The 17,917-nt window shown below is 36.2% G+C and carries 21 protein-coding genes; 18 read left to right on the top strand and 3 right to left on the bottom strand.

The window, feature by feature from the left end; translation table 11 throughout:
- Positions 1-10 precede the first annotated feature (10 nt).
- From IIF7_RS08040 to IIF7_RS08110, 15 genes are all read left to right on the top strand, one after another.
- Positions 11-424, top strand: a complete 414-nt coding sequence (locus tag IIF7_RS08040) for a Na+/H+ antiporter subunit B (protein ID WP_084841168.1) — start codon at positions 11-13, stop codon at positions 422-424.
- Positions 425-427: 3 nt separating this feature from the next.
- The gene (locus tag IIF7_RS08045) at positions 428-781 is read left to right on the top strand and encodes a Na+/H+ antiporter subunit C (protein WP_084841169.1); all 354 of its coding nucleotides are present in this window, start codon (positions 428-430) and stop codon (positions 779-781) included.
- Positions 778-2,289, top strand: a complete 1,512-nt coding sequence (locus tag IIF7_RS08050) for a proton-conducting transporter transmembrane domain-containing protein (protein ID WP_084841170.1) — start codon at positions 778-780, stop codon at positions 2,287-2,289. Before IIF7_RS08045 ends, IIF7_RS08050 begins: the two co-directional genes overlap by 4 nt.
- Positions 2,290-2,299: 10 nt before the next feature.
- The gene (locus IIF7_RS08055; RefSeq protein WP_084841171.1) at positions 2,300-2,776 is read left to right on the top strand and encodes a Na+/H+ antiporter subunit E; all 477 of its coding nucleotides are present in this window, start codon (positions 2,300-2,302) and stop codon (positions 2,774-2,776) included.
- On the top strand, positions 2,776-3,051 hold the full coding sequence (locus tag IIF7_RS08060) for a cation:proton antiporter (protein ID WP_084841172.1): 276 nt from the start codon (positions 2,776-2,778) through the stop codon (positions 3,049-3,051). The genes IIF7_RS08055 and IIF7_RS08060 overlap by 1 nt, the downstream gene beginning before the upstream one ends.
- Positions 3,048-3,440, top strand: a complete 393-nt coding sequence (mnhG, locus tag IIF7_RS08065) for a monovalent cation/H(+) antiporter subunit G (RefSeq protein ID WP_084841173.1) — start codon at positions 3,048-3,050, stop codon at positions 3,438-3,440. The genes IIF7_RS08060 and mnhG overlap by 4 nt, the downstream gene beginning before the upstream one ends.
- Before the next feature lie 154 nt (positions 3,441-3,594).
- Positions 3,595-4,758 carry an aminotransferase class I/II-fold pyridoxal phosphate-dependent enzyme gene (locus tag IIF7_RS08070; protein ID WP_084841174.1) on the top strand — a complete coding sequence of 388 codons (1,164 nt, stop codon included), beginning with the start codon at positions 3,595-3,597 and terminating at the stop codon, positions 4,756-4,758.
- Complete coding sequence (locus tag IIF7_RS08075) at positions 4,751-5,164, top strand: putative signal transducing protein (RefSeq protein ID WP_084841175.1); 414 nt, start codon at positions 4,751-4,753, stop codon at positions 5,162-5,164. Before IIF7_RS08070 ends, IIF7_RS08075 begins: the two co-directional genes overlap by 8 nt.
- A complete protein-coding gene (gene bioD, locus IIF7_RS08080; RefSeq protein ID WP_084841176.1) occupies positions 5,161-5,781 on the top strand; it encodes a dethiobiotin synthase in 621 nt (206 codons plus the stop codon). The genes IIF7_RS08075 and bioD overlap by 4 nt, the downstream gene beginning before the upstream one ends.
- Positions 5,782-5,784: 3 nt before the next feature.
- Positions 5,785-7,062, top strand: a complete 1,278-nt coding sequence (bioA, locus tag IIF7_RS08085; RefSeq protein ID WP_084841177.1) for an adenosylmethionine--8-amino-7-oxononanoate transaminase — start codon at positions 5,785-5,787, stop codon at positions 7,060-7,062.
- Positions 7,063-7,234: 172 nt separating this feature from the next.
- Positions 7,235-8,392 (top strand): beta-ketoacyl synthase N-terminal-like domain-containing protein, encoded by a 1,158-nt coding sequence (locus IIF7_RS08090; RefSeq protein ID WP_084841178.1) that lies wholly within the window; start codon positions 7,235-7,237, stop codon positions 8,390-8,392.
- A gap of 80 nt (positions 8,393-8,472) precedes the next feature.
- Positions 8,473-9,570, top strand: a complete 1,098-nt coding sequence (gene bioB, locus IIF7_RS08095; RefSeq protein WP_084841179.1) for a biotin synthase BioB — start codon at positions 8,473-8,475, stop codon at positions 9,568-9,570.
- An 8-nt stretch (positions 9,571-9,578) separates the two neighbouring features.
- On the top strand, positions 9,579-10,448 hold the full coding sequence (locus IIF7_RS08100; RefSeq protein ID WP_084841180.1) for a cupin-like domain-containing protein: 870 nt from the start codon (positions 9,579-9,581) through the stop codon (positions 10,446-10,448).
- On the top strand, positions 10,448-11,317 hold the full coding sequence (locus IIF7_RS08105) for a cupin-like domain-containing protein (RefSeq protein WP_084841181.1): 870 nt from the start codon (positions 10,448-10,450) through the stop codon (positions 11,315-11,317). Before IIF7_RS08100 ends, IIF7_RS08105 begins: the two co-directional genes overlap by 1 nt.
- A 104-nt stretch (positions 11,318-11,421) precedes the next feature.
- Positions 11,422-11,916 (top strand): FUSC family protein, encoded by a 495-nt coding sequence (locus IIF7_RS08110; RefSeq protein WP_176218923.1) that lies wholly within the window; start codon positions 11,422-11,424, stop codon positions 11,914-11,916.
- Here IIF7_RS08110 and IIF7_RS08115 read toward each other — a convergent pair.
- Positions 11,900-12,382 (bottom strand): regulatory protein RecX, encoded by a 483-nt coding sequence (locus tag IIF7_RS08115; protein ID WP_084841183.1) that lies wholly within the window; start codon positions 12,380-12,382, stop codon positions 11,900-11,902. The two genes, IIF7_RS08110 and IIF7_RS08115, sit on opposite strands and share 17 nt — an antisense overlap.
- Positions 12,383-12,439: 57 nt before the next feature.
- Between IIF7_RS08115 and IIF7_RS08120 the strand changes: the two genes are divergently transcribed.
- Entirely contained in the window at positions 12,440-13,873 is a 1,434-nt protein-coding gene (locus IIF7_RS08120) for a serine hydrolase (protein WP_084841184.1), read from the top strand.
- Positions 13,874-13,934: 61 nt separating this feature from the next.
- Here the strand turns inward: IIF7_RS08120 and IIF7_RS08125 are convergent, their stop codons facing one another.
- On the bottom strand, positions 13,935-15,473 hold the full coding sequence (locus IIF7_RS08125) for an Rne/Rng family ribonuclease (RefSeq protein ID WP_084841185.1): 1,539 nt from the start codon (positions 15,471-15,473) through the stop codon (positions 13,935-13,937).
- A gap of 337 nt (positions 15,474-15,810) precedes the next feature.
- Positions 15,811-16,101, bottom strand: a complete 291-nt coding sequence (locus tag IIF7_RS08130; RefSeq protein ID WP_013073853.1) for an HU family DNA-binding protein — start codon at positions 16,099-16,101, stop codon at positions 15,811-15,813.
- 143 nt (positions 16,102-16,244) lie between these two features.
- Between IIF7_RS08130 and mutY the strand changes: the two genes are divergently transcribed.
- Entirely contained in the window at positions 16,245-17,297 is a 1,053-nt protein-coding gene (gene mutY / locus IIF7_RS08135) for an A/G-specific adenine glycosylase (RefSeq protein WP_084841186.1), read from the top strand.
- A gap of 100 nt (positions 17,298-17,397) precedes the next feature.
- Positions 17,398-17,916, top strand: a complete 519-nt coding sequence (locus IIF7_RS08140; protein ID WP_084841187.1) for a single-stranded DNA-binding protein — start codon at positions 17,398-17,400, stop codon at positions 17,914-17,916.
- Position 17,917 lies beyond the last annotated feature (1 nt).

Raw genomic sequence — 17,917 nt, forward strand, 5'->3', positions numbered from 1 at the left:
TTAAGAGTTTATGAAAACCATAATATTAAGAACAGCATCTAATTACCTTTTACCGGTATTATTACTGTTCTCCATTTTTATTCTTTTAAGAGGGCACTACCTTCCGGGAGGCGGTTTTGTTGGTGGATTAATTGCTGCCATTGCTTTCGTGTTTCATTCTTTTGCAAACGGATTAAAAAACACAAAATCACTTTTGAGATTCCATCCGGGCTTTTTAATGCCTGCTGGATTAGCTTTGTCGTTCTTTAGTGGTTTATCACCTATAATTTTTGCGGGCGATCCCTTTATGACCGGACTATGGTATCATGGTCATGTTCCTGTACTGGGCAGTGTTGGTTCTGCATTATTTTTTGATATGGGTGTTTATCTTGTTGTGGTAGGGGTAACGCTAACGATCATTTTTACAATTTCTGAAGCGCCTTAAATTATGGAGATATTATTAGCAATTTTAGTAGGTTTACTATATGCGTCTGGGATCTATATGATTTTACGCCGTAGTTTGGTAAAGCTTATTATCGGAATAATCTTATTAGGAAACGGTGCTAACCTTTTAATTTTTCTGTTGGGAAGAATTACAAAAGGTCTGCCACCTATAATTCCTGAAAATTCTAAAGTTTTTTTAGAAGCATATGCAGATCCTGTTCCGCAGGCGCTTATACTAACTGCTATTGTAATTAGTTTTGGATTGCAGTCTTTTGCCATTATTCTTGTAAAAAGAGCCCATAAGGTGGTAAGAACAGACGATCTGGACGAAATGAACGCAACCGACGAAGATTCATGATGCAACAATTAATCATATATCCATTATTATTTCAATTATTCCTAAGCATCGTGTTGATGTTTTTTTGGAATAAGATTAATGCTCAAAAAGTAATTAGTATTGCCGGAAGTATTATTGCTGTAATACTTTCTAGCTATGTTTTTTATTATGTTTGGGAAAACGGAACTCAAAAAGTAAATGCCGGTAACTGGGATGCACCTTTTGGGATCGTTTTTGTGGCAGATACCTTGGCGGTTACTTTGGTGTTGTTAACGGCGCTTTCAGGGCTGGCGGTTTCAATATTTTCAGCTGGTTCAGTCATAAAAGATCGATTGCGTTTTGGTTATTTTCCGATATTTCACTTTTTACTGCTTGGTTTAACTGGGGCATTTTTAACAGGAGACTTATTCAACCTCTACGTTTGGTTCGAGATCATTATCATTAGTTCGTTTGTATTGATCACTATTGGTGGTGAGAAGGCGCAGTTAGAAGGAGCTGTGAAATATTTTACGCTGAACATTTTAGCTTCAACAATTTTCTTAACCGCTATTGCAGTATTGTACGGTTTAACTGGTTCTTTAAACATGGCCGATCTTGCAGGTAAAGTAGCTGCGGTAGAAAATCGAGGCTTGGTAGAAGTTGCAGCTATTTTATTCCTAATTGGATTTGGTACAAAAGCATCAATATTTCCATTGTATTTCTGGCTGCCTGCTTCATATCATACGCCTCCGGCAGCAGTTTCTGCAATCTTTGGGGGATTACTAACCAAGGTTGGTGTTTATGCTTTAATTAGAGTGTTTACGCTCATTTTTGTAGGAGACGTTTTTCTAGGTGAGATTCTAATGGTGCTGGCGATCCTAACTATTTTTAGTGGTGGAGTTGGTGCATTGGTTCAAAATAATGTTCGTAAGGTATTTTCCTATTTAATTATTTGTCATATAGGATATATGATCGCCGGTTTAGGGATGTTTACTGAAATCGCTATTACCGGAGTGATCTTTTACCTGATTCATGATATCATGGTAAAGACCAATTTATTTATGGTAAGTGGGATTATATTTAAAATAAAGTCGTCTAACAGTATGCGAGCTTTAGGAGGTTTCTATGCAAATTATCCTAAGCTGAGTTTGTTGATTTTTATCCCATTATTTTCTTTAGTTGGAATTCCTCCATTATCAGGATTCTGGCCAAAAATATCATTGATTGGTGAAGGTTTTGCAACCGAAAATTACTGGACGGTTGCAGCCATAATTTTTGCCAGCTTTATTACTTTGGTGATCATTGCGAAATTATGGGCAGAAGTATTCTGGAAAGATGCAAAAGAAATTCCAGAGAAACCTAAATTCGAATATTTTAGTGATATTAGTAAAGCAAGGAAAACGCAGTTTATTCTTCCTATTGTATTTTTAAGTTTAATATCATTATACATTGGTTTTGGAGCCGAGCATATTCAATTGTTATCTTCAAGGATTGCAAACGAGTTAATGAATAGTCAGCAGTATATCGATACAGTTTTAAACAATAGTTAAGCGAGGGAAAATGAAAAACAGGTTTGTATCTAATATTCTTCTAACATTTGTGTGGGTGGTGCTCACAGGAGATTTTCATTTCTCTAACTATTTATTTGGCTTTGTATTAAGTTATGTGATCTTGATGGTAATTACCAAGGGATCCAGAAAAGCAAAGTACTTTACCATTGTTCCTAAACTTATATTTTTTGTGCTATATTTTGTAAAGGAGCTGGTGAAAGCAAATTTAGAAGTAGCCTGGGAAGTTATGACGCCAAAACTAAATATGACGCCGGGAATTGTAAAAGTTCCATTAACGGTGCAGAGTGATGTTGGGATTACGCTATTGGCAAACTTAATCACGCTAACTCCTGGAACATTAAGTTTAGATGTTTCTAACGATAAGAAGGTGCTTTATGTACACGCGATGTATATAAAAGATAAAGAAGAATTCATTGCCGGAATTAAAAACGGTTTTGAAAAACGAATATTAGAGATTTTAAAATAATGACTTTAGTAGAATATTGTAGAATAGTAATCCTGCCAGTTTTGGCATTTTCTGTAATTCTTATTCTAATAAGATTCTTCAGAGGGCCAAGTATTGCAGATCGAATCGTTGCGTTAGATCTTTTAATTACTACCGGAATTGGGATTATTGGTGTTTATACCATTACCTCTGGTAGTTCTACATTGTTAGATACAGGAATGATTTTAGCACTTATTGCCTTTTTAAGTACTGTAGCCCTAAGTTATTATTTAGAACGAAGAAGCAAGAAGAAATGAACATTTTTATAGGCGTTATAATCACATTAGGAACTTTATTCGTTTTATTGGCGGCAGTAGGTCTTATACGTATGCCAGATACGTATTTACGAATATCTGTAAACACTAAAGCAGCAACACTTGGTGTAGGTTTGCTCTTGGGCGGTGTGGCTTTTTATTTCTATGATCTTAGTACCACTTCAAGAACTTTTGTAATTGTACTTTTCTTGTTTTTAACTGCTCCAGTTGGTGCGCATTTAATTGGTAGAGCTTCTTACTTTATTGGGAATAAACTCTGGGATAAATCCAAAATGGACGATTTACAGGGTAAATATCAAAAAAACTCTCACGTACTAAAAAGTGAAATCGACGATACTCCAGAGGATAATGTAGATCACACCAAAATGTAATTCATTTATTGGCACCGCCGAAGGGTATAATATCCCGAGGTATTTTACTTATTTAGAGTTAGGTGCTTTTACAATAATCATAACTTTCTGCTTCAAAACTCAATTTTCGTCAATCTGTAAGGGCATATTCAGGTAAACTTGTAATTTTGCCTGCATGAATAGATTCCCTTCCAAGCTTCAAAAAAGCCTAGATAAACGATCGCAGGATAATTCTTTAAGGGAATTAAAAATTGCTGCGGAAGGTGTCGATTTTTACTCCAATGATTACCTGGGATTTGCGAATTCTGAAGCTATTTTTACTGAAGCACAAAGGCTTTGCGAAAAGTATAATCTGAAGCAGAACGGCGCAACCGGCAGCCGACTCATCTCTGGGAACCACAAATTATACGAAATTGCAGAAGATTTTTTAGCCGAATTTCACAAGGCTGAAGCTGCTTTGCTTTTTAATTCAGGTTATGATGCTAATATTGGTTTCTTCTCTTCAGTGCCGCAAAAGGGTGATCTTATTTTTTATGATGAATTGATTCATGCCAGTGTTCGGGATGGAATTTCAATAAGCAATGCTAAAGCTTATAAATTTCAGCATAACGATATTGGTGATTTACAACATAAAATTTTAAGACAGGAAATTTCAGAAAACACTTCAGTTTATATAGTTACAGAAGCTGTCTTTTCGATGGATGGCAATCTTGCTCCTTTGCAGGATTTGGCTCATTTTTCCGAAGAAAATAATTTCTTTCTCATCGTAGACGAAGCACATAGCACAGGCGTTTTTGGCAAGCATGGAGAAGGTTTAGTTTATGAGCTTGAATTACAAAATAAAGTTTTTGCCCGTATTCATACGTTTGGGAAGGCCATTGGTGCGCATGGAGCCGTGATTTTGGGAAATTCAGCACTTAAAACTTACCTTTTCAACTTTGCACGAAGCTTTATTTATACCACGGGATTGCCGCCGCATGCAGTTGCGACAGTATTGGCGGTTTTTAAAGAATTAGCCCGTGATAATTCAGTTTTAGAGATCCTAAAAGCCAATATTCGATGTTTTAAAAGCGAATTAAAATTGGCTAAAATCAATCATTATTTTATCGAAAGTGAGTCGGCTATTCAATGTGCGATAATTCCTGGAAACGATGTGGTAAAAAAAATTGCTTCAAAATTTCAACAAAATCAATATCTGGTAAAACCAATTCTTTCACCCACGGTTCCCAAGGGAAAAGAAAGACTTCGTTTTTGCCTGCATAGTTTTAATTCCGAAGAAGAAATAAAAGGAATCGTGCAATTACTTGCGCAGCTAATCAATCAAGATCATCATGCATAATAGTTTTAAAATAGTAGCGACTTTTCAGTACCCCGCAGAAGCTCAGATCGTGAAATCTCGGTTAGAAGCAGAGGGTATAAATGTGATCCTTAATAACGAGCATACGATAAATACAGATCCCTTAATTAGCACGGCAATAGGCGGTGTTCAATTAATGGTAAATGTAGAAGATGGGGTAAAAGCCAAGGAGGTTTTAGACGATATTTCAAAATATTCTTTGGATGATAGTGGGCGTGCTATCCATTGCCCTAATTGTAATAGCAAAAAAGTGGCGTATTATACCACGATAACAGATTTTAAATCCTTTATTTACTTTTTTGTAGGTTTTATTTTTTCGGTTTTACCAATGTACACCAAGTATTCTTATCGCTGCGAGAACTGCAAACACAAATTTAATTTAAAATGAAACAATCTTATTTTATCACTGGTATCGATACTGAAGTTGGTAAAACCATGATCTCGGCAATTGTGACCGAGGCCTTGGAAGCCGATTACTGGAAACCGATTCAGGCGGGTGATCTGGATAATTCAGATACACATAAAGTGGAGCGTTTAATTAGTAATAAAAAGACCAAATTCCATAAAAACGCCTTTGCTTTGAAGACGCCTATGAGTCCACATGCAGCGGCAGAAATTGATGGATTTACAGTTTCTTCAAAAACTATAATTCGGCCAGAAACCGATAATGATCTGGTTGTAGAAGGCGCCGGTGGTTTGCTGGTTCCAATAAGCGATTCTGAAACTATTGCCGATTTAATTGCTCCAACCGATAAAGTTATTCTGGTTTCACGTCATTATCTTGGAAGCATTAATCATACGTTGTTAAGCATTGAAGCTTTACGAAGTCGCGGTTTTGGTTGCTTCGGAATTATTTACAGCGGAAATGAGACAAAAACCACTGAAGATATTATCCAAAAAATGAGTGGCGTGCCGGTGATTGGTCGAGTAGAAGAAGAGGAAGAATTTACTGCGGAAGTGATTAAAAAATACGCAGATAAATTTCGTGAGAATCTGAAAAAGTAAGGAATGCAAGAGAATTTAAGTTTAGCTGAAAGAGATAAAAAACATTTATGGCATCCGCTTACGCAACACAAAATTGCGAGTGATGCTCTGGGGATTGTTAAAGCGAATGGAGTAAAGCTGTACGACGAAAACGGCAAAGAATATATCGACGGAATTTCTTCCTGGTATACTTGCGTTTATGGGCATTGTAACGAGTTTATTACAGATCGTGTAGCCACACAAATGAAGAATTTAGATCAGGTGGTTTTTAGCGGATTTACCCACAAACCTGCAGTAGAACTTTCTGAAGCTTTAATGAAGATTTTACCTGAAGGGCAGCAAAAACTGTTCTTTAACGATAATGGTTCTACGGCTACCGAGATCGGGATAAAAATGGCCTTGCAGTATCATCACAATCTTGGGAACGATCGTAAAGTGATGCTAGCTTTTGAGGAAGGTTTTCATGGCGATACTTTTGGAGCGATGTCTGTTTCTGGATTATCGGTTTATAATGGTGCTTTTGAAGATCATTTTATTTCCGTAGAAAGAATTCCGGTGCCAAACGGAGATAATAATCAGGCAGTTTTAGATCAGCTAAAACAACTGATCAAAACGCATAATGTCGCCGGATTTATTTACGAACCTTTAGTTCAGGGAGCAGCTGCGATGAAAATGCACGATGCCGATGGACTGAATGAAATCTTGAAAGTTTGTAAAGAAAATGATATTGTTTGCGTTGCTGACGAGGTGATGACGGGCTTTGGAAAAACCGGGAAATATTTTGCTTCAGATTATATCGAAACCAAACCAGATATTGTTTGTATGTCGAAGGCGCTAACCGCCGGATTGTTGCCAATGGGTTTAACCAGTTGTTCGCAAAAGATCTACGATGCTTTTTATTCTGATGAGATTGCTAAAGGGCTTTTTCACGGGCACACGTATAGCGCAAATCCATTAGCCTGTGCTGCTGCTTTAGCCGGAATAGAATTACTGACTTCAGAAGAGATGCAAAGCAATATTAAGCGAATCGAGAATTTACATCAGGCTTTTGCAGAGAAAATAAAAGATCATCCAAAAGTGATCAATATTAGACATTTAGGGATCATTTTTGCATTCGATCTAAATGTAAAAATGGAGCGCTACGGAAATATTCGGAATCAGCTTTTTAGTTATTTTATGGAAAATGGCGTCTATCTTCGTCCGCTTGGAAGTACCATTTATATCACAGCTCCTTTTATAACTTCAGATGAGGAAATGCAGAAGATCTACGATACGATTGAAGGCGTGTTTGACAAGTTTTAAATTTAGACCGCTTTGCTGTTAGAGTTTAGATGGTAGACAATAGATATTTTGATGTATTGAGTTGATAATTTGAAATTGCTGTTGAAAAAATAAATTAAAAACTTTTCTTACAATCAGTTTCATCAAGCTTTTGCCTTTTAAATTCGTAAACCGTAAACCGTAAACCGTAAACATGAAAAATCCAATTTATATCACTTCCATGGCTTCGGTTTCTCCTTTGGGAGAAGATCCTAAGGCGATTTGGGAGGCTTATAAAAACGATCATCATTTTATACAAAAGCACGATTTTGAAGGTGAAGAAGGTTTTGCTGCTTTTTTACCAGAAAAATTACGGGCAGAAATCGACAATTTAAGAACCGAAAGTTCAAATTATCGTAGGCTCGATCTTTCGGTGTTGTTGGCAATTTATACCTCTCGGCAGGCAATAAAGCGCGCTGGTTGGGAAAATGAAAAGAATATTGGAATTAACATTGGGAGCTCTCGTGGTGCCACTGGATTGTTTGAAAAATTTCATGCTGAATTTATCGAAAATCGACAGGCGTCTACGCAGGCTTCGCCTTCAACAACTTTGGGCAATATTTCTTCCTGGGTTGGGCAGGATCTGGAAAACAACGGAGTCCATTTTTCGCATAGCGTAACCTGTTCTACTGGTTTACATTCGGTTTTAAATGCGGTAGCCTGGTTACAATCTGGTTTGGCTGATAAATTTATCGCCGGCGGAAGTGAAGCAGCGCTTACGCCCTTTACAATTGCCCAGATGAAGGCGATTAAAACCTATGCTTCAGAAGACCTAAAATATCCCTGCCAGGCATTGAATCTTGATAAAATCCGAAATTCGATGGTTTTAGGAGAAGGTGCCGGATTACTGTGTTTAGAGAATTCAGCTTCAGAAAAAGCATTAGCTAAAATTACCGGAATTGGTTATTCCGCAGAAAAATTAAAACATAGCGTATCGATTTCTGAAGACGGAAAGTGTATGCAAAATTCAATGAAAATGGCCATTGGAGATCTGGATCCTGCTGAAATTGATGCGGTTGTGATGCATGCGCCAGGAACAATAAAAGGTGATTTGGGTGAGGTAAATGCGATAAAAGCCGTTTTTGGCGAAAATTTACCGGCAATGACTTCCAATAAGTGGAAAATTGGACATACGTTTGCAACATCGGGAATCCTGAATCTGGAATTAGCGATGTTAATGCTGAAACATCAGGAGTTTATTTCGGTTCCTTTTTCCGATATTAGTAAAAAACCTGCACGATTACAGAATATTTTGGTGAACGCGGTTGGTTTTGGCGGTAATGCCGTTTCTATTTTAATTAATAAAGTTTAATATGTTTTTGCTCTAATGAGCGAAAAAGCCTCGCTGCTCTTTTAGCGAAGTTTTGATTATTTTTGAATAAATCTATTTTCATGGCGACAAGACATAACTGGACCAAAGAAGAAATTTTAGAGATTTACAATAAACCTTTAATGGAACTGCTTTACGAAGCAGCTACGGTTCATAGAAAACATCATGATCCTAATACTGTACAGGTTTCAACTTTACTTTCTATAAAAACAGGCGGTTGCCCGGAAGATTGTGGTTATTGCCCACAGGCAGCTCGTTATCATACCGATATCGAAGGTAACGATCTAATGAGTGTAAATCATGTAAAAGCACAGGCTTTACGTGCAAAATCTGCCGGAAGTTCTCGTGTTTGTATGGGAGCAGCCTGGAGAAACGTAAAAGATGGGCCAGAATTTGACAATGTTTTAGAAATGGTGCGCACCATTAATAAGCTTGATATGGAGGTTTGCTGTACGCTGGGAATGCTTACTGAGAACCAGGCGCAGCGTTTAGCTGAAGCAGGTTTGTATGCATACAACCATAATTTAGATACTTCTGAAGAATATTATAAAGAGGTAATTTCTACTCGTGGTTTTGAAGATCGTTTAGAAACCATTGACAATGTTAGAAAAACCAATGTTACGGTTTGTAGCGGAGGTATTATTGGAATGGGAGAAAAGGAAGAAGATCGTGCCGGGATGTTAGTGGCACTTTCAACTTTAAATCCGCAACCAGAATCTGTGCCTATTAACGCTTTAGTTCCTGTTGAAGGAACACCAATGGAAGAGCAGGCTCCGGTTTCAATTTGGGAGATGGTAAGAATGGTGGCTACAACCAGAATTATAATGCCAGAAACTCAGGTTAGATTATCTGCCGGGCGTACACAAATGAGTAGAGAAGGGCAGGCAATGTGTTTCTTTGCCGGAGCAAATTCAATTTTTGCCGGGGATAAATTGTTAACTACGCCAAATCCAGATGTAAGTGAAGACATGCAAATGTTTAAAGCTTTAGGATTGAATCCACAAAAGCCATTCACTAAAAAGTCGAAACCAGAAACGGTAGAAGCTTCAGAATCTAAATATAATTCGCTTGGTGAAAAGCCAAAATGGTCTAGACCTGGGCATACGATCGAGCGAAATGTAATAACAGAAGAAAAACAAAAAGCTAAAGCGAAAGCTTAAATCTGAATATGCAGCTGGATCTTCAGGAAGTACCAAGAGTTAAAGGAATTTCTAAAGAGGAATTTCAGAGGGAATTTTTTATTCCGCAGCGACCGGTAGTTTTTGAAGATCTTGCTAAAAACTGGCCGGCTTATCAAAATTGGAGTTTTGATTATTTTAAAGAGAAAGCCGGTGATGTTGTAGTGCCACTTTATGATAGTACTCCGGCAAAAGGGAGGCAAAATTCTCATGGTGCTGCCATGAAATTACCAATTAAAGAATATTTTGATATCCTTGAAAAAGGACCTTCAGATTTAAGAATGTTCTTTTTTAATCTTCTGCAAAACTGTCCAGAGCTTTTAAATGATATAGAATATCCAGATTTAGGGGTAAAATTCTTTAAAAAACTGCCGGTTTTATTTGTAGGAGGTGAGGGGTCTAGTGTCGTGATGCATTACGATATGGATCTAGCAAATAATTTTCATTTTAATTTTGCTGGCAAAAAGCGTGTATTGCTATATCCACCAGATCAAACAAAGTATCTGTATAAAGTTCCGCACTCTATTGTGAGCATGGAAATTATAAATATGGATAATCCAGATTTTAAAACCTATCCTGCGCTCGCAAAAGCCAAAGGTTTTGAAGCAAATCTTGGTCACGGGGAAGGTTTATTTATGCCAAGTAAATGGTGGCATTTTATAAAATATGAAACTGCCAGTTTATCACTTACATTAAGATCGTTTCCCAGGTCACCGGGAAAGGTGTTGGAGGTTTTAAATAATCTTTTATTTATGCGGAATTACGATAACCTAATGCGTAAAATAAAAGGGCAGGACTGGATAGATTACAAAAACAAACAAGCTATAAAAAAGACCCATAAATGGGCTAATATCGACTAATGAAGTACGGAGGTTTGCAGTTGGCAGAAATTCCCAGAGTAAAAAGAATTTCGAAAGAAGATTTTGTGAAGAATTATGTGCAGCCACAAAAGCCAGTTGTAATAGAAAATTTGATTGAAGACTGGCCAGCGTTTAAGAAATGGGATCTGGATTATATAAAAGAGCTTGCCGGTGATAAAGTAGTGCCTTTATACGACGACAGGCCAATTACTTCAGAATATAAATTTAATCAGCCGCATGCTGAGATGAAAATGGCAGATTATATCGATCTGCTAAAATCTAAACCTACAGATTACAGGATATTTCTCTATCATTTAATGAAAGAAGTTCCTGCTTTACAAAAGGATTTTAAATTCCCTAAAATTGGATTGCGTATCATAAAGCAGTTGCCAATGTTATTTTTTGGTGGTGAAAACTCTAAAGTTTTTATGCATTATGATATCGATTTTGCAAATATTCTTCATTTTCATTTTCATGGAAAAAAGCAATGTATTATTTATCCACCTTCAGAAAGTAAATATCTTTATAAAGTTCCCCATGCTTTAATTTCCAGAGAAGACATCGATTATAGAAGTCCGGATTTGGAAAAATTTCCGGCTTTAAAGAAAGCTAAAGGTTATGTGACTGAATTAAATCATGGTGAAACCCTTTATATGCCAGAGGGTTATTGGCATCAAATGACCTATCTAACCCCTGGATTCTCTATGAGTTTAAGAGCAACGCCGCGTACAGTTCTTAATTTGTCTAAAGCGGTTTATAATCTTGTGGTTATGCGTAATTTTGACAATTATATGCGTAAATGGCGTGGCCAAAAGTGGATAGATTATAAAAACGCAAAAGCCATAGAGAATACCCAAAAGCATATTTAAAGATATCTGGATATTTGGCAATATTAGAGATTTTTGGGATGTGTTTTTTATAACTCAACTATCCTGGTTAATATTCTTAATTTTAGTTTGAAAAAATTTCGGTTTTGAAAATCCCTCTAAATCATCGAATTTCAACTTCAGAAATCATTTACCTTATAAAATGCGTGTTAGGAACTATCGCCTGCTATGCATTGTATGTTTCGTTTCCAGAATATCCGTTTTATTGGAGTGTTATTTCCTGTTTATTGGTGTTCTCTCAGGAAAACGACCGTGAATTAGCTTTAAATAGGATTAGAGCCAATTTTTTAGGCAGTTTTGTAGGTTTGGCGGTCTATTTTTTGCCAATCTCCCACCTACTTATATTTTGTTTAGGTGTGGCTTTTACTATTTTGCTAGGGATTTTATTAAAAATTGAGCCTACTATACGATCTGCATTAGCAGCAGTGATAATTGTAATTATTAATGAGGATAAAGCAGATACTGCCTGGGTTGTGAGTTTGCATAGGGCAGGTTGTGTGCTGTTAGGTTGTTTAATAGCACTGTTTATTTCGATGTTTTTTAATAGACTTTATAATGCTTTTTTTAATCGGAGGATGTAGCGAGATCGCTAGCTTTTTCGAAGATTAAATGACTTTCCCAACCTCGATATTGTAGATAATCTGCTAGCTTTTTTTTCTTTTTGATTACTGAAGTTTCTGTAATCGACTCCCATTTTTTTTCAGAAATTTCATGAAAAGTTGAAATATAATCGGCTTCAGATATTTCTTTTAGTCCTGTTTGAATATTTCTTGAAGAAATTCCCCGCAATTTTAATTCGTTTGTGATTCTCTTTTTTCCCCATTTTTTAATTCTGAATTTTCCACGAGCAAAACTTTTAGCGAAACGCTCTTCGTTAAGAAAATTTTCCTGCATAAGCTGCATGATAATATGCTGCTGAGCTTCAGGAATCATATTCATGCTTTTTAGTTTTTCTTCAACTTCCTTATGCGTTCTATCGCGATACGCACAAAATTGCATCAGTTTTACGGTAGCTTCTTTAACGGTGAAAGATTTCTTGGTATCCATTGTGAGGCAAGCTAAGCTAAAATTCTATATTTTAGAGACAAAATTAAAGTAAAACTTATGAAGAAAATTTACATTCTACTTCCATTTTTAGTTTTCGGTTTCTCTATGTTTGCTCAAGAAGCAAAGAGAAAAGATTATACAGATGCGCTAAAATTTGTTGAGGTTTGGTTAGATGCGCAAAAAGATTTTGATAATTTACCTGGGATAAGTGCGGTCGTTGTAGATGATCAGGAAATTATTTGGAAAGGCGGATTTGGTGAATCTAATATGGCTGAAGGAATTGGAACAGATCCTGCCACGATTTGCAGTATTTGCTCTATTTCTAAATTGTTTACGTCTATTGCAGTAATGAAGCTTTATGAAGAAGGGAAGCTAAGTTTGGATGATGAAATCCAGGATATTTTACCCTGGTTTAGTCTTAAGCAAAGATATGAAGGAAGCGGTCCAATAACAATTAGAGCTATTTTAACCCATTCTGCCGGGTTGCCAAGAGAAGCAAATGCATCTTATTGGAGTGCGCCAGATTTCGAGTTTCCAGAGGATAAGGATTTTGAAGAAGGTTTAGCAGAATTAGAAACTTTATACCCTTCTTCTACCTATTTTCAGTATAGTAATTTAGGATTAGCACTTTTAGGTAAAGTAGTTGAAGAAGTTTCTGGCAAAGATTACGATACATACATAGAAGAAAATATTCTTGAGCCTTTAAGATTAAAAGATACCCGAAGTTTTCTTCCAAAAGAACTTTATGGTAAAGAAATGGCAATTGGTTATAGTGCTACAAAACGTGATGGAGATCGAGAGGTAATTAATTTTTTTGAAGCCAACGCAATAACCCCAGCGGCCGGATTTTCTTCAAATGTTTTGGATTTAGCAAAGTTTGCTTCCTGGCAGTTTAGGTTATTGAATGAAGACGCCGGATATGAAGTTTTAAAATCTTCAACCCTAAAATATATGCAAAATGTGCAATGGGTAGATCCAGATTTTGATACAATGTGGGGATTAGGTTTTTCGGTTTATAAAGGGCCAGATGGTAGCAAATGGGTAGGCCATGGAGGTAGTTGTCCTGGCTATAGAACAGTGGTAAGCCTAAATACTAAGACCAAAATGGCATTTTCTGTAATGATAAATGCGGGAGGTGAAAGTCCAGAGAAATATGTAAGAGGGATGCATTCCATTTTATCTAAGGGACAGTTAAGTTCAGATAATGATAGTAAGGTGAAATTAGATGATTATGTGGGGTATTTTAATCCGCAACCCTGGTCTAGTGAAATGTATATTGGAAAGTGGGGTGATAAACTGGCGCTTATCTATTTGCCGTCTTCTTCACCCGGTTCTGATTTAACTTTTTTAAAGCACGTTAAGGGTGATGAGTTTAGAAGAGTAAGAGAAAATGGTGAGCTAGGTGAATCCATTTCTTTTATAAGAGATGAAGATGGAAATATTACTAAAATGAAGCGGTATAATAATTTCTACACCAAAATCAATAAGTGAGAAATTTAAAATTGAAGTATAAAAAAACGCCTTGCAAAATTTTTGCAAGGCGTTTTAAGTTTTATCGTATCACTTTCCCGTCTTTATCGTGAAAGTGGTATTCTAAATACGTGTAAGCATCTCTTGGTATAATTTTAACCCATCGTTTATGGTCAAAAAACCATTGCGATCTGGGAGATGGAAAGCCTTTGGTTAAAAAGGCTGAAATAAATGGGTGCGTAGATAGCGTGATCTTTTTATGATTTTTCTTGATCAGGCGATCTAAATCGGCTTTAATTTTTTGTATTAAGATAATTGGTGCCTCAATCTCACCATCGCCGTTAGGATTCTCCTCACGGGTCTTAATATTCATTTCTGGCCGTACGCGTTGTCTTGTAATTTGTATAAGTCCAAATTTACTAGGAGGGAGGATCTTGTGCTTGGCACGATCGTCACTCATTTCCTGTTTAAGGTGATCGAAAAGGGTTTTGCGGTTTTCAGCTTTTCCCATATCGATAAAATCGACTACAATAATGCCGCCCATATCGCGAAGTCTTAACTGGCGCGCAATTTCTGTAGCACTAATTAAATTAACCTCTAAAGCGGTATCTTCCTGGTTTTTGGATTTGTTAGAACGGTTCCCACTGTTCACGTCGATAACGTGCATAGCTTCTGTATGTTCTATAACCAGATAGGCGCCTTTACTCATCGATACAGTGCGCCCAAAGGAAGTTTTTATCTGTCTCTCGATACCGAACTTTTCAAAAATTGGAACATTGGACTGATGTAATTTTACAATTGATTCTTTGCTAGGAGCGATTTCGCTCACATAGTCTTTAATTTGTGTGTAAAGCGTTTCATCATCTACAGTAATAGAAGTAAAAGTGTCGTTAAAAATATCTCTTAATAGAGATGATGCACGATTTAATTCTCCTAGTACTTTAGATGGATAATGAGGCTTATACAATTTTTTACACATTGCTGTCCATCGACCCATCAAATTTTGGAGGTCTTTGTCCAGCTCTGCTACTTTTTTGCCTTCGGCTACAGTTCTTACGATAACGCCAAAACCTTTAGGTTTTATACTTTTTACAAGGCGTTTTAAGCGATCCTTTTCTTCTTTGCTTTCGATCTTTTGTGAAACCGAAATTCTATTAGAGAAAGGAACCAGAACAATATATCTTCCTGGTAAAGATAACTCACTGCTAATGCGGGGACCTTTGGTAGATATTGGTTCTTTTACGATTTGAACCAGTAGCGATTGATTTGACTTTAAGACATCGGTAATACTTCCGTTTTTGTCTATATCTTTTTCAAAAGTAAAATTCTTTAAAGAATAATCTTTTAGTTTACCTGTGCTTACACGTTTTATGAACTTAAGCAAGGATGAAACCTGAGGGCCCAGATCATGATAGTGTAAAAAACCATCTTTAGTATAGCCAACATTTACAAATGCAGCATTTAACCCGGGGACAGCCTTTCTAATCTTGGCGATTAAAATATCGCCAACATTAAAATTGTTGTCGTCTTCATCCTTGTTGAGTTCAATAAGTTTTCCATCTTTTAATAAGGCAAAATCTACAGCAGAGGATTCGGACCGTATAATTAATTCTTTGTCCACTCTATTAGATTTTTAAGCCCGAAAAATTCGGGATGGATTAAACATTATTTTATCACAGGTGTTTGAAGCCTGAAGAAATTTTAAAAAATCCAATATTGGCCAAAAGGCCTGGATGCTTTAAAATTTCGATGTCAAAGAACGTTGTTGTTAAAACAAAATCTTTTAAACAAAAAAAGTAGTATGAAAACTACTTTTTCTTGTGGCGGTTAGCTCTTCTTCTTTTCTTACGCTTGTGCGTAGCTACCTTATGTCTTTTTCTTTTTTTACCACTTGGCATAGTGTTACGTTTTAATTAATAAATTTATTTCATTATTCCAGAAGCTATATCCTGGATAGCTTATTTTACATCTACGTTGCTCTTTACACCCTCTACGAAGATTTTCGCTGGTTTAAATGCTGGGATGTTGTGAGCTGGGATTTTAATAGTTGTGTTCTTAGAAATGTTTCTTCCTGTTTTTTCAGCTCTTGTTTTTACAACAAAGCTTCCAAAACCTCTTAAATAAACATTGTCTCCACTTTCTAAAGAAGATTTAACCTCTTCCATAAAGGTTTCTATTGTAGCTTGTACATCACCTTTTTCCATTCCTAATTTCTCCGAAATATTCGCTACGATATCTGCTTTCGTCATTTTCGTGCTATTTAATATTTATAAATTGGGGTTCTTAATTTTCAAGGGGGCAAATATAAGAATTATATATTCAATATTTCAAACCTAAATCATTAAATAATAACGGAATAAACAATTTATATTGCGCCAAGACATTTTAAATTATGAATTTTTCTAAAACTTTGATTAACTGGTACTTAAAATCGAAGCGTGAGCTGCCCTGGAGAGAAACTAGCAATCCTTATAATATTTGGCTTAGCGAAATTATGCTTCAGCAAACGCGAATAGAGCAGGGATTACCTTATTATAAGAAATTTATAGAAGAATTTCCAAGTGTTTTTGATCTTGCTGATGCATCCCAGGATAAAGTGATGAAGTTATGGCAGGGATTGGGATATTACTCCAGAGCTAGAAATTTGCATGCTACTGCAAAACATGTAGCCTACGAGCTTAATGGCAAGTTTCCTATAGATTATAAAGGACTGCTAAAATTAAAAGGTGTTGGTGATTATACCGCCAGCGCCATAGCATCGATAAGTTATAACGAACCTGTTGCGGTGGTAGATGGAAATGTTTACCGAGTACTTTCGCGATACTTTAATATAGACACTCCTATTAATAGTACTGAAGGTATTAAAGAATTTAAAGCTTTGGCAATGGAGCTTTTGGATAAAAAGCATCCGGCAGATTTCAATCAGGCTTTAATGGAATTTGGTGCGTTGCAGTGCAAGCCTAAAAATCCGCTTTGCGAGAGCTGTCCTTTTAATAATAGTTGTTTGGCGCTTAAAGAATCTAAGATTGGTGAACTTCCGGTAAAAATTAAGAAGGGAAAGATCAAAAATCGATATTTTAATTATCTGGTTTTTTCTTCGGAAGAAAATAAAACTGTACTTCAGCAAAGAAAAGGAAAAGGAATATGGCATGGTTTGTATGAGTTTCCTTTAATTGAAACTAAGACAGATATTCGGGAAGAAAAAATTATTGAAGAAAATAACGAATTTCAGCAATTAACTGAAGCAAAAAATGTTTCAGTAAGTCTTTATAATGATCAGGCGATTGTTCATAAGTTATCACATCAACATATTTTTGCCCGTTTTTGGCTTTTAGAGGCTAAAAAGCTTCCTGAAGAAGGAATTTCAGTAGAAAAAGTAAAAGAATATCCCGTGCCGGTGTTAATTCAGAATTTTCTTAATGAAATTGACATAGAAAACTTGTAATTTTGTCGTTTTTCAATTTTATTAGAAATCAGTTAAAATTAGATTGATTTTTTCTGTATTTTAGGAAGAGAAGTTTTAAACGAATCAAAGACAAATATTTATGACAGGAACGCTAAACAAAGTAATGCTTATAGGACACACCGGGGATGATGTAAAGATGCATTATTTTGAAGGCGGTGGCGCCATTGGTCGTTTTCCGTTAGCAACCAACGAGGTTTATACAAATAGAACAACCGGCGAGCGTGTAAACAATACCGAGTGGCATAATATCGTTGTTCGTAATAAAGCTGCAGAGATTTGTGAGAAATACCTTAAAAAAGGAGATAAGGTTTATATAGAAGGTAGGATTAAAACCCGTAAGTGGACAGATGATAAGGGAATGGAACGTTATTCTACCGAAATACAATGTACCGAGTTTACCTTTTTAACTCCTAAGGGAGAAAGTAATGGAAGTTACGATTCGCAAGGTTCTCAGAATACTCAGAGTAATTCGAATTATCAGGGAAATAGCGTAAATAATAACGCTAACAGTAATTCTGGTTATTCGGGAAATAATAATAATTTTGCCAGTCAGCCATATAATGGTAATGATGAGGAAGAAGATGATTTACCATTTTAAG

This window comes from Zunongwangia atlantica 22II14-10F7, from assembly GCF_002094855.1.
Lineage (GTDB): Bacteria > Bacteroidota > Bacteroidia > Flavobacteriales > Flavobacteriaceae > Zunongwangia > Zunongwangia atlantica.

What these genes read in the sequence shown, in the direction of transcription:
- IIF7_RS08040 (WP_084841168.1), top strand. Translation starts at nt 11, where the DNA reads ATGAAAACCATAATATTAAGAACAGCATCTAATTACCTTTTACCGGTA.
- IIF7_RS08045 (WP_084841169.1), top strand. Translation starts at nt 428, where the DNA reads ATGGAGATATTATTAGCAATTTTAGTAGGTTTACTATATGCGTCTGGG.
- IIF7_RS08050 (WP_084841170.1), top strand. Translation starts at nt 778, where the DNA reads ATGATGCAACAATTAATCATATATCCATTATTATTTCAATTATTCCTA.
- IIF7_RS08055 (WP_084841171.1), top strand. Translation starts at nt 2,300, where the DNA reads ATGAAAAACAGGTTTGTATCTAATATTCTTCTAACATTTGTGTGGGTG.
- IIF7_RS08060 (WP_084841172.1), top strand. Translation starts at nt 2,776, where the DNA reads ATGACTTTAGTAGAATATTGTAGAATAGTAATCCTGCCAGTTTTGGCA.
- mnhG (WP_084841173.1), top strand. Translation starts at nt 3,048, where the DNA reads ATGAACATTTTTATAGGCGTTATAATCACATTAGGAACTTTATTCGTT.
- IIF7_RS08070 (WP_084841174.1), top strand. Translation starts at nt 3,595, where the DNA reads ATGAATAGATTCCCTTCCAAGCTTCAAAAAAGCCTAGATAAACGATCG.
- IIF7_RS08075 (WP_084841175.1), top strand. Translation starts at nt 4,751, where the DNA reads ATGCATAATAGTTTTAAAATAGTAGCGACTTTTCAGTACCCCGCAGAA.
- bioD (WP_084841176.1), top strand. Translation starts at nt 5,161, where the DNA reads ATGAAACAATCTTATTTTATCACTGGTATCGATACTGAAGTTGGTAAA.
- bioA (WP_084841177.1), top strand. Translation starts at nt 5,785, where the DNA reads ATGCAAGAGAATTTAAGTTTAGCTGAAAGAGATAAAAAACATTTATGG.
- IIF7_RS08090 (WP_084841178.1), top strand. Translation starts at nt 7,235, where the DNA reads ATGAAAAATCCAATTTATATCACTTCCATGGCTTCGGTTTCTCCTTTG.
- bioB (WP_084841179.1), top strand. Translation starts at nt 8,473, where the DNA reads ATGGCGACAAGACATAACTGGACCAAAGAAGAAATTTTAGAGATTTAC.
- IIF7_RS08100 (WP_084841180.1), top strand. Translation starts at nt 9,579, where the DNA reads ATGCAGCTGGATCTTCAGGAAGTACCAAGAGTTAAAGGAATTTCTAAA.
- IIF7_RS08105 (WP_084841181.1), top strand. Translation starts at nt 10,448, where the DNA reads ATGAAGTACGGAGGTTTGCAGTTGGCAGAAATTCCCAGAGTAAAAAGA.
- IIF7_RS08115 (WP_084841183.1), bottom strand. Translation starts at nt 12,382, where the DNA reads ATGGATACCAAGAAATCTTTCACCGTTAAAGAAGCTACCGTAAAACTG.
- IIF7_RS08120 (WP_084841184.1), top strand. Translation starts at nt 12,440, where the DNA reads ATGAAGAAAATTTACATTCTACTTCCATTTTTAGTTTTCGGTTTCTCT.
- IIF7_RS08130 (WP_013073853.1), bottom strand. Translation starts at nt 16,101, where the DNA reads ATGACGAAAGCAGATATCGTAGCGAATATTTCGGAGAAATTAGGAATG.
- mutY (WP_084841186.1), top strand. Translation starts at nt 16,245, where the DNA reads ATGAATTTTTCTAAAACTTTGATTAACTGGTACTTAAAATCGAAGCGT.
- IIF7_RS08140 (WP_084841187.1), top strand. Translation starts at nt 17,398, where the DNA reads ATGACAGGAACGCTAAACAAAGTAATGCTTATAGGACACACCGGGGAT.